The sequence below is a fragment of the Lutibacter sp. genome (genome assembly GCF_041562875.1).
In the GTDB taxonomy this organism is placed as follows: Bacteria; Bacteroidota; Bacteroidia; order Flavobacteriales; family Flavobacteriaceae; genus Lutibacter.
In genome coordinates, this window is sequence record NZ_JBFFOE010000072.1 from 1 (window position 1) to 13,449 (window position 13,449).

Below are 13,449 nucleotides of genomic sequence, written 5' to 3' on the forward strand. Positions count from 1 at the left end.
CTATGTTGGTTTAATGATGCGATACTAGTAATTAGACTTGTAGCATCATTCCCTTCAGTAGCATACACTTTTTCAACAGAAGGTTTTCCCTCAGTAAGTGTTCCTGTTTTATCTGTAATTAGAACATTTACTTTGTTCATGGTTTCTAAAACTTCTGCATTTTTAATTAAAACACCGTTTTTGGCTCCTTTACCCACACCTACCATTACAGACATAGGCGTTGCCAATCCTAAAGCACAAGGACACGCAATTATTAATACTGCAACGGCATTTACAAATGCATATACCAATGCTGGGTCAGGTCCAAAATTTGCCCAAATAATAAATGTTAAAATGGATACAATAACTACAATTGGAACAAAATACTTTGAAATAGTATCAGCTAATTTTTGAATAGGCGCTCGTGAGCGACTTGCATCACTTACCATTTGAATGATTTGAGATAACAAGGTTTCAGAACCCACTTTTTCAGCCTTCATGATAAAGGATTTAGTTCCATTAATAGTTCCTGAACTAATTTTATCTGCTATTTTTTTATCAACCGGAATTGGCTCTCCAGTTATCATAGATTCATCAATACTGCTATTTCCTTCAATAATAATACCGTCAACAGGTATTTTTTCACCTGGTTTTACACGTAATAAATCACCTGCTTTAATATCATGAATTGAAACAATTTTATCTTCACCATTTATAACAATTGTAGCTTCTGAAGGTGATAATTTAAGTAGTTCTTTAATAGCACTACTGGTTTGGCTATGCGCTCTTGCTTCTAACAGCTGACCTAATAAAACCAATGTTAAAATTACTGCTGTTGCTTCAAAATACAGTTCTACACCGCCCATTTCACTTTTAAATTCTTGAGGAAAAACATCAGGGAAAAGTAATCCAACAATACTAAATATAAATGCTGCTCCAGTTCCAATTCCTACTAAAGTAAACATATTTAAATTCCAAGTAATTATAGATTTCCAAGCACGTTCAAAAAACATCCAACAAGTATAAAATACGATAGGAATTGTTAAAAAAAATTGTAACCAATCCCAATATACTTGGGGCATTAACTTTGGTAATGGAGTTGTTGGGATATGCATTGACATTGAAATCAAAAAAACCGGTATTGCAAATACTAATGAAATTTTCATTTTCCTGATTAAGGAATTGTATGTTTTGCTTTCAGTTGTTTCTTCTGGTGCTAGAGGCACTAAATCCATTCCGCACTTTGGGCATGAACCAGGAGTGTTTTGAATAACCTCAGGATGCATTGAGCAGGTATATTGAATGTTTTCAATTAATTTTGGCTGTTCAATTAAATCCATTCCACAAACAGGGCAATCAGCCATGGAATTGTATGTTTTAGCTCCTTCACAATGCATTGGACAATAAAAAACGCCATTGCCTTTTACATTTTTTATAGGTTTTACAACAGCTTGTTTTTCATTTGAATCAAATTCATTAATCGTATAATGAAGTCCAGCATTTAAAAATTCTTGTTGAAGTTTATCAAGCGAAATGTGCTTGTTCATATCCAGATCAACCTTTCCAGTTGTTAAATCAACCGAAACATTTATGATTCCACGAATATTTAGTAACGTTTTTTCGACATTGGCTTTACAACCATTACAAGTCATTCCAGTTATTTTATAGGTATGTTTCATTTCAATACATTTTAACTTCAACTTAAATTAAACCATTTGGCAAAAAGTGAACCTTACACTTTCATTCGTTTCTAGAATTAAGAACAAGTTTTAACAGATGGTTAAAACTTGTTCTTGAAGCTATCCTTCTATTAATTATGATTGTGCCCTTCGTGAGATGCATCTTTCTTCTTTTTCATTTCCATTTTTTTCTCAATTAAGTTCATACCACATTTTGGACATTCACCAGATTTATCAGTAATTACATCAGGATGCATTGAACAAGTATACATTTTATTCATCTCCATTTTTTTTAAATCCATTTTACATTTTGGACAAGTACCCTCTTTTTCATATTTTTTCTCACCCTCACATTTCATAGGACAAGCATACATCTCTTTCTTTTCAACTTTAACTGCTGTTTTTTTTATTTTAGAATGATCCATTTCTTGTGCATTCATTGCTGATAGGCTTACTAAAGCTATTACTAAAACAGCTATTAAATTTTTTGTTTTCATCATTTTTTGTTTTTTTAATTTCGTTATATATTTATACTATAAAGGTCTGACTATTTGCATATAGTGTTGTGCATAATTATGTTTAAATTGTATCTAATTTCCCGCGAAACCCTATGTTTCTATGCTGTGTAGGTGTTATTCCGGTGATTTGTTTAAACTGTCGAGATAAATGTTGTGGACTGCTATAGTTTAGTTCGTATGAAATTTGACTTATCGTTAATTCATTGTAAAAAATCAATTCTTTAACACGTTCTATTTTTTGTTGAATGATATAATTTTCAATGGTGCGTCCTTCTAATTCAGAAAAAATTCTACTCAACTGTCCGTATTCAAGTTCTACATTTAATGCTAAATAGGTTGAATAATTTTGGTTGAACAATTTGTGTCTTCCGTGAAAAATATTTTCAATAACTAATGTTTTAATTTGATTTACTATTTTAAAATCATACGATTCAACTATTTCAAATCCTTCTTTTTCCAGAATGTTTTTTAATGTATTCATTTCATCTATTGAAAGATTTTTATTGAAATATATTTTGCCCAATTCAACACACTCAAATTTAATTTCATTGATTAACAACTCCTCTTTAACAACTTTTATACAACGGTCGCAAACCATATTTTTCACTATTAATATTGAGTTATTATTTTGCATTTTAACTTTTATTTTTAGATAAACCATTTCAAGAACACTTTAGTAAATGAAAAGTGTTCTTAAAATAATGTTACTCAATTATTGACGTTGTACTTCCACATTTAAGCATTGTTTCTCCAAAATATGGGTTCTTAATATTCTCATCAATACTTAACCAATAAGCACCTTTATCATTATTTGCCATTGGGCAAAATTGCTTATAAACCTTCTTATTCACACCAAAAGCCTCAACAGATTTTGAAATATTATTTGATAAAGAAATAAAGTATTCTCTTTGCTTTTTTATATCAGTTAGTTTTGAAATTTCATTAGATGAAGTATTTAAGTCTTTTAAAAGAGGCATCCATATAGTATGTGATTTATTATCTTTTAAAAGACTCATATCGACTTTGTTCAAGTTTTCATTAAATATAAGTGCGGCATTTTGAGAAGCTTTAACATTATCATTTGTTAAAGCATCTTTTATTGCTAAATAATCTGTGAAAACTGTGCTTAATTGATTCTGAAATTTTGTAGCAACTTTTATTCTTTCTATCACGGAATCATCTTCTGTTTTCTCTACTTCATTTTCTTCTTGAGTATTTTCAGAACCTTGCATACCAATATGATTTTCATGTCCTGTAACAACGCTGTGGCCTTCTGGACTCATCATACTTTTTTTACCTTGTAATTGAGCGGCTGCATCTACAGTAAAAGTTCCATTGGTAACAATTTCTTCGTTGGAATTTAATCCCTCTAAAATTTCATAAGAGCTACCAATTTCATTTCCTAAGGTTACATCTCTCAATTCAAAAACAGGTTCTGTACCCGGTATTTTTACATATACAACTGATCTTTTTCCTGTCCATAAAACGGCAGTTTTAGGAACTGTTAATAGAGCTTTATGTTTTTTTGTTGCATTTTTAGGTGTTAGAAGTCCTTGAATAAACATTCCAGGTTTTAATGCTCCTTCATTGTTTTTTAATTCAGTTCTTACAATAACAGTTCTAGTTGAAGTATTTAATACCGGATCAATAAATGAAATTTTAGCTTTAATTTCTTTGTTTGGTTCTGCATTGGTTCTAATACTTATTTCATCTCCTATTTTTATTGAAGAAAGTTGTTTTTCATACGCATCAAAATCTGCCCAAACGGTATTTAAATTTGAAATCATTAGTAAAGTTTGACCTTCTTTTACATAATTACCTTCTTCAACCATTTTTTTTGTTACAATTCCACTCACATTTGCATACACTGGAAAGTTTGTAATAATACTTTTAGAAGCTTCAATTTTATCAATTTGTTTTTCAGAAAGTTTCCAAAGTTTTAGCTTATTTCTAACAGCATTGTACAAGGTTAAATCTTTATTTTTAGACTCTAAGGCAGTTAATAATTCTTTTTGAGCAGTCACTAACTGAGGTGAATATATTAGAGCCAATTGTTGCCCTTGGTACACTTTTTCACCAGTAGAATTTACAAATAACTTTTCTATTCTACCACCAAAATGAGCCGTTTGAATTGAATTCGTTTTTTCGTTTTCTTTAATTTTACCTGAAAGTATGAAACCACTTACTTCATTTGTAATACTATTTATTACCGTGGTTTCAATATTTGCTAATGCCAGTGCATTTTCTGACATTTTGAATTGATTAGCTTCTAATCCATCTGCTGAAGTTTCTGCAGGAATTAAATCCATACCACAAATTGGGCAATCACCAGGTTCTGACTGCATAATTTGTGGGTGCATTGAACAGGTCCATAGTTGGTTTTTGGTTTCAGAAGTTTCGTGATTGTGGTTTTTTTCTTCTGAATTTGAAGAGTTTCCAAATAATAACCAGCCTAAAATTAAACCAGTTATTAAAATTCCGATGTAAATTATATATTTTTTCATTTTACTTTTTAATTATTTGTTGTTAAAAATTCTAATGTAGATTTTTGAATTGCGTACTCCATTTCTGAAGTTACCATTTTGAATTGAAACTTTAACTTTAACTGTTGTACTTCCAATAGTTGTTCAAAATCTATTTTTGAAGTTTCATAGGCCGCCAATAAAACTTTTTGCGCCTGATTAGCTTGCTCAATATTATCTATTTGTGTTTTAATTGAAACTTTAGCATTTTTTAAGTTTGCCATCGTTTTTTCAAACAAAGTCACTAATTGATTACCTGTTTCTATTTTAGTTGATTCAATTGCTTTTTGTTCTAGCTTTAATTGTTTTTGTTTAGAACTGTATTTTTTAGAAAATAACGGAATTGATACTGTTACCATAGGCATTATAATATCTTTTCCATTTTCTAATAAATTCTCAACAGCCCTATTCTCTACAAACACGTAATCTAATCCGATACCAATAGTTGGTAAGCTGGCTTTTTTAGTTGCTAGTTCCGATTTTTCTAAAGCACTGTGCAAATTATTCAATTTTAATAGTTGCGGATTTTCTGAAATCATTTCTTTTTGAAATAAATTAACACCTTCTAAAATTTCAATATTCTTAGGAATGTTCACTGAAAGATTTTCTTCCTGATTCAAAATTAAATTAAAGGCAATTTGTTTAGCTTTAAAATTTTCTACAACGGTACTCAATTTATTAGAAAGCTCATTTTTTTCCATTCTAATTTTAAGCACATCAACCATTGTTGCTCTGTTGTTTTCCAATTCAATCAATGCTAAGTCTTCAAAAGTTTTAAGAATTTCAATATTCTCTTTTATTATGCTCTCTTTTACATTTAATTCAAACAATTGATAGTAGTTAGTTTTAACATTGAGAAATAATTTTCTTTTAGTTAAATCAATTACATTTAATTGCGCATCAGCCTTAAAAGAAGCGCTTTCCTTTTTTGCTTCCAACGTACCAAACCAAGGCATCATTTGTGATACTGTAAGTTTTGCCTTTTGAGCGCCAACTCTTGTTTCTGCTTCTTGAACAAAATATCCAGCAGCAATAGTTGTATTAGGTAAACTTCCTTCTTCGTTTACTTTCTCCAAAGCACTTTCATATGTATAGTGCATAGCTTGTAATTCTGGATTATTAGCTTCTGCGATATTTAAGTATTCTTGCAAGGATTGACCATAACTAGAAATACTTATAAATAATACTATTATATATCCTATTTTAATTTTCATTGTTTAATTTTTTTAATGAAATTTCTTTTTTCAAACTGAACAAAACTGGCACTACAAATAGTGTTATTAAGGCGACTAACATCCCTCCAAAACTTGGAATTGCCATTGGAATCATAATATCTGAACCTCTACCTGTTGATGTTAACACAGGTAATAATGCCAGCATTGTAGTAGCTGTTGTCATTAAACAAGGGCGGATTCTTTTTTCACCTGCTTCAACAATTGAAGCTCTTATTTCTTGTTTTGTTTTTGGTTCGTTTCTTTCAAATGTTTGTGTTAAATATGTTGCCATTACAACACCATCATCAGTCGCAATTCCAAACAAAGCTATAAATCCAACCCAAACGGCAACACTTAAATTAATGGGATGTATTTGAAATAAATCTCGAAGGTTTACACCAAAAACATTAAAGTTTAAAAACCAAGATTCTCCATACAACCATATCATCATAAAACCACCTGCAAAAGCAACTGCGATTCCTGTAAAAACCATTAATGATGTAGTTACTGAACGAAATTGGAAATACAATATTAAAAAGATGATTGCCAATGCCAACGGAACTACAACTGAAAGTGTTTTTTCTGCTCGTAATTGATTTTCATAAGTTCCTGTAAACTGGTAATTAATCCCTTTAGGAACTACCAATTCTCCTCTATCTATTTGACTTTGAATTGCTGCTTGTGCTCTTTCAACAACTGTTACTTCAGCTTCACCATCTAACTTATCAAATAATACATAACCCACTAAAAACGTGTCTTCACTTTTTATAACCTGTGGACCTTGTTCATATTTAATACTTACTAACTCTGATAGTGGGATTGGATTTCCGCCTGGCGTTGGTACATAAATCTTTTTTAAATCTTCCGGGCTGGTACGTTTTTCTCTTGGATAACGCACTCTTACTCCATAACGTTCTCTTCCTTCTACGGTTTGAGTAATTAATTTACCACCAATTGCAACCTCTAAAATGCTTTGAACATTATTAATTGATAAACCATACCTCCCTAATTTCTCTCTATCTATATCTATCAATAAATAAGGTTTTCCAACAATTCTATCAGCAAAAACGGCTTCTTTTTTTACACCAGGAACCTGTTTTAATACGTTTTCTAATTTTAAACCAAAAGCTTCAATTTGTGCTAAATCTTGCCCTTTAACTTTAATACCCATAGGAGCACGCATTCCAGTTTGTAACATTACCAAACGAGTTTCAATTGGTTGTAATTTTGGTGCTGAAGTTACTCCGGGTAATTTTGTTACTCGAACAATTTCATTCCAAATATCATCGGCAGATTTAATTTGTTTACGCCAGTTTCTGTAATATTCACCGGCTGAATCTTCAATTAATTTATTGGTTTCAACTTTTGTCCCCGATGCTATAAACTGACCTGAAGTTGTTTCAAACAAATTATCATCATTTACTTTAAATTTTAAGCGTTTCCCATCTTCATTTAGTTTGTATTCTGGTTTGTAAATAATTACATTCTCATACATTGATAATGGTGCAGGGTCTAAGGCGCTTTCAATTCTTCCAGATTTTCCAACTACTGTTTTAATTTCTGGGATGGTTGCAACTGCCATATCTAATTGTTGTAAAACACGTTTGTTTTCAGCAATTCCAGAATGTGGCATGGAGGTTGGCATCAATAAAAATGAACCTTCGTTTAATGCCGGCATAAATTCTTTTCCGGTGTTTTTCCAAACTCCAACACCTATTACAACTATGATTGCGGGAATGCTTAAAAACAATAATTTATTATTTAAAGCCCAGTTTAAAATTTGTACATAGGACTTTCTGAATAAAGTGAAAACTCCTAAAATCCCAAAGCAAATAACACTTACAAAAATAAGGTTCGTAAAAATTGAATTATCAACACCTAATGGTCTCCAATACACACTTAAAAATGCAACAATGGTAAATGATGAAATAATAATATTTACCAAATTTGCTTTTTCTTCAGAAAGAATACCTCTTAATTTTAAAATGCTTGAAATTCCAAAGGCTATTAGTAATAAAGCAGCATAATAACCACTAAATACACCTACTAAACCAGCTATTATTAAACCAATACTACCTATGTATTTTCCTTTTTTTAAGGAAGGTTTAAATCCAAATAACCAAGCTGCAAAAGGTGGTATTAAAAATAAAGCTACAATTAAAGCAGCCGTTAAGGCCATTGTTTTTGTAAATGCCAGTGGTCTAAATAATTTACCTTCTGCACCAATCATTGTAAATACTGGAACAAAACTGATAATGGTTGTCATTACTGCCGTAATAATTGCTCCAGAAACTTCTGTAGTTGCTTGGTAAACTAATTTATTAATAGGTGTTTTATTCCCATCTTCATCCATATGTCGAATGATGTTTTCTGATAGAATTACACCCACATCTACCATGGTGCCAATAGCAATTGCAATACCGGATAAGGCGACAATATTGGCATCAACATTGAACAGTTTCATAGAAATAAATACCATTAAAACCGCAATTGGTAATAATCCAGAAATTAGGACTGATGCCCTTAAATTAAAAACCATTACAATAATTACTAAAATGGTAATTAGAATTTCTAAGGTTAATGCTTCATCAAGTGTATTGAGGGTTTCTTGGATTAGTTCCGTTCTATCGTAAAAAGGAACAATGGTTACTTGCGAGGTTCTACCATCTTTTAATACTTTTGAAGGCAAACCAGCGCTAATGTCTCCAATTTGTTTTTTTACATTAGTGATAACTTCCATTGGATTTGCACCATAACGTGCAACCACAACACCACCTACAACTTCGGCTCCTTCTTTATCTAAAATTCCTCTTCGTTCTGCAGGGCCTAAAGATACTTTTGCAATATCTTTAATTAATATAGAAGTGAAATCTTTGGAAGTAACTACTGCATTTTCTATATCTTCAACAGATTTTATATAACCCAATCCACGAACTAAATATTCAGCCTGATTGATTTCAATGGTTTTTGCTCCAATATCTTTATTGGTATTACGTGCAGCATTTACTACTTGTTCTAGTGAAATGTTGTATTCCTTCAGAATATCAGGATCTACATCAATTTGATATTCTTGAACATAACCACCAATTGAGGCAACTTCTGAAACTCCTGAAGCAGAGGAAAGTGCATATTTCACATAGTAATCTTGAATGCTACGCAATTCGTGTAAATCCCATCCGCCAGTTACATTTCCTTCTTCATCTCGTCCTTCTAATGTATACCAGTAAATTTGACCTAATCCAGTTGCATCTGGACCCAAGGCAGGTTGCACATCGTTTGGAAGTAATCCGCTTGGTAATGAATTTAGTTTTTCTAAAATCCGACTACGACTCCAGTAAAACTCTATGTCTTCTTCAAAAATGATATAGATACTGGAAAATCCAAACATTGATGAACTACGAATTGTTTTTACACCTGGTATTCCTAATAATGATGTTGTAAGAGGATACGTAATTTGATCTTCAATATCTTGTGGTGAACGACCTCCCCATTTGGTAAATACAATTTGTTGATTTTCTCCAATATCTGGAATGGCATCAACAGCAACCGGGTTTCTAGGAATACCAACTGTATCCCAATCAAACGGAGCAGTAGAAACTCCCCATCCAATGAATAGTGCTAATAATAATACAGCGACTAGTTTGTTTTCTATTAAAAACTTAATGCTTTTATTTAACATTTTTATATGTATTGAGATGTTTAAATTAGTATTTAGATTTAAATAAATCTTAAATACAAGTTAACAAGGCCTAAACCATTTATGGTTTAAACACAACTATGCTTTAACAAATTTTACGTTGTTAAAACTCAATACAATAAAATCAAATTAAAAATACTTGATCAAGAACATGAATGTCCGTGACAATAAGTGGAGGTGAATAATATTTAAAAGGAATTATATTTTCTTCTAACCCTTCAAATAAGTTGATGTATGAATATACAAAAGAAGCTACAAAAACTTGTTGTTCTAAATTCAAATTAGAAAGGTCTGTTTTTAATTCATTTTGACCTTCAATATGTTTAACAACATCATTACAACAATCTTCTTTATCAACACTACAATCATTAGTAGAAGATGATTTTTCCATTTCCATACCACACGATTCAGCTTTTGAAAATAAGGCGCTATCTACTAGCAAATCACCACAATAGTGTTCACTAATAGAAAATGACATTGTAGAAAAAAGAACTACTAATGACATTAAGATTGCCGATATTTTTACAAATACTTGCTTCATAAGCCACTACAAAGATAATTATTTTAATTTAGAGTGTATTAATTTTAAGTTAAAAATTGGTATTAGTCAATATATTAGTTTCATTTTATTATAAAAATAACAAAACTTTGTTTTTAAATAATCAACTCTTATGAGGTTGAAAAATATATTAACTATATTTGAATTTTATTTTTTAAAAACGACAATGAAAATACCTAAAATTTTTATTTTAAGTTTATTTTTTCTGACTTCTATTGTAGTGAAATCACAAGAAACATTACCAATTTACTCAGATTATCTATCAGACAATGTTTATTTAGTTCATCCTTCAGCTGCGGGATTTACAGATTGTAATAGAATACGATTAACGGCGAGAAGCCAATGGAGTGGAGTAGATGACGCTCCGTCATTACAAACAATAAGTTATAACTCTAAATTTGGAGAAAAAGCAGGGCTTGGTTTTATTTTTTTTAATGATAAGAATGGGTATCATAGCCAGCAAGGAATACAAGGTACATATGCGTACCATTTAGATATTGGTCATATTAGAAATTATAGGAGATTGTCATTTGGGCTTTCATTTATGATGGTTAATAATAGTGTAGATGAATCTACTTTTGAAATAGCTGATCCAGTGATTTCTCAAATAGTTCAGAGCGAAAGTTATTTCAATGCAGACGTGAGTATGGCTTATCATGATGTTGACTTTTTTGGATATTTTACCGTAAAAAATGTAATGTTAAGCGCACGAAATTTATATAATAAAGACTATGAATCTTTGAATTTGAGAAGGTACTTAATGTCTTTCGGTTATTATTTTGATAATTTTGCAAAGGGTGGTACTATTGAATTAGAACCGTCTGTTATGATACAATATGTTGAACGTACCAAAGAGAAATTTGTTGATTTTAATATGAAAATTTATTCAGAAAGTACAAATGCAAAGATTTGGGCAGCCTTGTCATATAGGAGAGGGTTTGATAATATTGACACAAAACAATTAAGTTATATAACGCCAATAATTGGTGTAAATTTCGAAAAATATATGATTTCTTATACCTACACTAAACAATCAGGTGAAATTTTATTCGATGATGCAGGATATCATCAAATAACACTAGGTTTCAATTTTGGGTGTGATAGCTCTCGTAGGTATTGGAATGAAAGAAGTGGTAAAACAAATAGAATGTTTTAAATTAGTTAGTTACAAGATGATTATTAAAGAATTAAACGGAAATAAACCTCAATTTGGTGACGATTGTTTTATTGCAGAAAATGCAGTAATTATTGGTGAGGTAACCATGGGTAACCAATGCAGTATTTGGTATAATGCAGTTATTAGAGGAGATGTACATTATATAAAGTTAGGCAATAAAGTAAATGTTCAAGATGGAGCTATAATCCATGCAACCTACAAAAAACACCCAACAAATATAGGAAATAACGTTTCAATTGGTCATAATGCGATGGTTCACGGTTGCACAATTCATGACAATGTATTAATTGGTATGGGAGCCATTGTAATGGATGATTGCATTGTAGAAAGTAATAGTATTATTGCTGCAGGAGCTGTTGTTACAAAGGGAACCCATGTAAAATCAGGATGTATATTTGCAGGTGTACCGGCTAAAAAAGTAAAAGATATTAGTGAAGAATTAATTTCAGGTGAAATTAATAGAATTGCTGATAATTATGTAAAATATGCAGGTTGGTATAAGTAGTCTACTTTAACCTGTTGGGCGCAATTCGTTTTGATCTAAAATTTTTTCAATTCAAGTAATCTTCCATTGAAAAATGTATTGAGAATAGAAAAATAGCATAAAAAAACCGTTCTCGATATATTTTTAATATCATCTCATTGCTAAAAAAATAATAGAACTGAAGTTTTAAATACTTATAACCAACGGTTTAATTTAGATATTTTAATAAATAGATCTAACTTTGTTATAGGCCTTTTTAAAATTTTATTAAGAACTATTTGAAATTTAATAAGCAGTTCATAATAATTGCTAAGCAGTTATCAAATAAACGTCTAGACATTCTTACAATAACATCTAGACATTATTTGATAAACGTCTAGACGTTTATTTGAAACTTCTTTATTAAATAGTGTCAACTAATAAGAAAGTTGAGTATAGTACTATACAAATTAAAAACAGTTACTAATATCTTAAATTTATACCACTATAAAAATGGCATTACCACTAAAAATTGTAAAGAAAAAAGACCCGAGAGACCTTTCTAAACCTGAAAAACATTATGTAGCCACCAAGGCTACAGGTGAAGTGAATTTTGAAGATTTAGCGAAAATAACATCACAGCAATGTACTGTGCATGAAGCAGATTGTTATGCGGTATTAATTGCTTTAGAGCATAATATTAAAGATGCATTGAGCTTTGGTAAAATTGTGCGCTTAGGAAATATTGGTAGCTTTCAAATTAGCATCAGTTCTTATGGTGCTGAAACCAAAGAAGAATTAAGTACCGCATCTGTTAAAAAACGTCGGATATTATTTAGACCTGATATGAGTTTTAAGACTTTTTTAAAAGGGTTAAAGTTTACGAAACCTAGAATTTAAGGAGTAGTTTTTCAGGAATGTTTGAGATGCTTAGAAATAAGAATGTAAAAGTTGGTTATTTGTATAATAGTTTTACAAATAATTAAAAACACCTATTAATAACTGTTGCACTTTCTCCTGCGATTTATAAAAACTAACTAAAAAAGTATACTTTTTGATGAAGTTTGGGTATGGAATATTGTACGTACCCAAGATGAGATTAAATCAAATATATTTAAAGAGTTAGTTGTGAATGAAACGGGTCTTAACAGTTTGTTATAATTTTAATGATGGAAATGGTGACTCATTAACCTAAATTATTGTAAATTCTACAATATGGAAAACATCTGGTGCATTTTCAGAATCTACCCAAATACTTTGCATTAGTTCGCTGTGAAAATTCAGGTTAAGATGGTCTATATGCACCCCTTTTCTGAGTGGGTGTTACCTATAGAGTCCCGTGCACTACCTCTAACTCATTACTTAAAGCTTCCAATTCTTTTTCGTTTTTTTTCCAAGAGACATTTTTCCGAATTCGGCTAAGGCTTTGCTGTGTAACTCCTATGTATGATGCAATATCTACTAACTTAACATTGAGTGCCACACTAGAAAACTCTCTAAGGAATTGTTTATACCGTTGTTCGGCATCAAGAGTGCGTAATAAAGCTTGCTTATAATGCGTCATACCTAAATAATTAACTACACCTATTGCACAAAATTTAGCCAGATCAATATTCGAAAAGAGCATCTCTACAAAAGGAG

10 protein-coding genes and 1 pseudogene are annotated in these 13,449 nt (G+C 30.8%); 3 read left to right on the forward strand and 8 right to left on the reverse strand.

Translation table 11 applies throughout. The annotated features are described in order from the left end of the window. The 7 genes from ABY863_RS09960 to ABY863_RS09990 form a co-directional block, all read right to left on the reverse strand. The coding region (locus ABY863_RS09960) for an HAD-IC family P-type ATPase (RefSeq protein ID WP_372794373.1) at positions 1 to 1,658 on the reverse strand (1,658 nt) is incomplete at its 3' end. 131 nt (positions 1,659 to 1,789) lie between these two features. Then, positions 1,790 to 2,158 (reverse strand): heavy metal-binding domain-containing protein, encoded by a 369-nt coding sequence (locus ABY863_RS09965; RefSeq protein WP_372794375.1) that lies wholly within the window; start codon positions 2,156 to 2,158, stop codon positions 1,790 to 1,792. A 79-nt stretch (positions 2,159 to 2,237) separates the two neighbouring features. After that, positions 2,238 to 2,810, reverse strand: a complete 573-nt coding sequence (locus ABY863_RS09970; protein WP_372794377.1) for a helix-turn-helix domain-containing protein — start codon at positions 2,808 to 2,810, stop codon at positions 2,238 to 2,240. Positions 2,811 to 2,880: 70 nt separating this feature from the next. Further along, positions 2,881 to 4,680 (reverse strand): efflux RND transporter periplasmic adaptor subunit, encoded by a 1,800-nt coding sequence (locus tag ABY863_RS09975; RefSeq protein WP_372794379.1) that lies wholly within the window; start codon positions 4,678 to 4,680, stop codon positions 2,881 to 2,883. 8 nt (positions 4,681 to 4,688) lie between these two features. Further along, entirely contained in the window at positions 4,689 to 5,912 is a 1,224-nt protein-coding gene (locus tag ABY863_RS09980; protein ID WP_372794381.1) for a TolC family protein, read from the reverse strand. Next, positions 5,902 to 9,591 (reverse strand): efflux RND transporter permease subunit, encoded by a 3,690-nt coding sequence (locus ABY863_RS09985; protein WP_372794383.1) that lies wholly within the window; start codon positions 9,589 to 9,591, stop codon positions 5,902 to 5,904. Before ABY863_RS09985 ends, ABY863_RS09980 begins: the two co-directional genes overlap by 11 nt. A gap of 142 nt (positions 9,592 to 9,733) precedes the next feature. Further along, on the reverse strand, positions 9,734 to 10,114 hold the full coding sequence (locus ABY863_RS09990; RefSeq protein WP_372794385.1) for a hypothetical protein: 381 nt from the start codon (positions 10,112 to 10,114) through the stop codon (positions 9,734 to 9,736). A 220-nt stretch (positions 10,115 to 10,334) separates the two neighbouring features. Between ABY863_RS09990 and ABY863_RS09995 the strand changes: the two genes are divergently transcribed. From ABY863_RS09995 to ABY863_RS10005, 3 genes are all read left to right on the forward strand, one after another. Next, positions 10,335 to 11,324, forward strand: a complete 990-nt coding sequence (locus ABY863_RS09995) for a type IX secretion system membrane protein PorP/SprF (RefSeq protein ID WP_372794387.1) — start codon at positions 10,335 to 10,337, stop codon at positions 11,322 to 11,324. A gap of 16 nt (positions 11,325 to 11,340) precedes the next feature. Then, positions 11,341 to 11,850 carry a gamma carbonic anhydrase family protein gene (locus ABY863_RS10000; RefSeq protein ID WP_372794389.1) on the forward strand — a complete coding sequence of 170 codons (510 nt, stop codon included), beginning with the start codon at positions 11,341 to 11,343 and terminating at the stop codon, positions 11,848 to 11,850. A 471-nt stretch (positions 11,851 to 12,321) separates the two neighbouring features. After that, positions 12,322 to 12,708: an HU family DNA-binding protein gene (locus tag ABY863_RS10005; protein WP_372794391.1), complete on the forward strand. Its 387-nt coding sequence runs from the start codon at positions 12,322 to 12,324 to the stop codon at positions 12,706 to 12,708. 427 nt (positions 12,709 to 13,135) lie between these two features. Here the strand turns inward: ABY863_RS10005 and ABY863_RS10010 are convergent. Beyond that, positions 13,136 to 13,449: pseudogene (locus ABY863_RS10010) on the reverse strand (hypothetical protein); the annotation flags it as partial.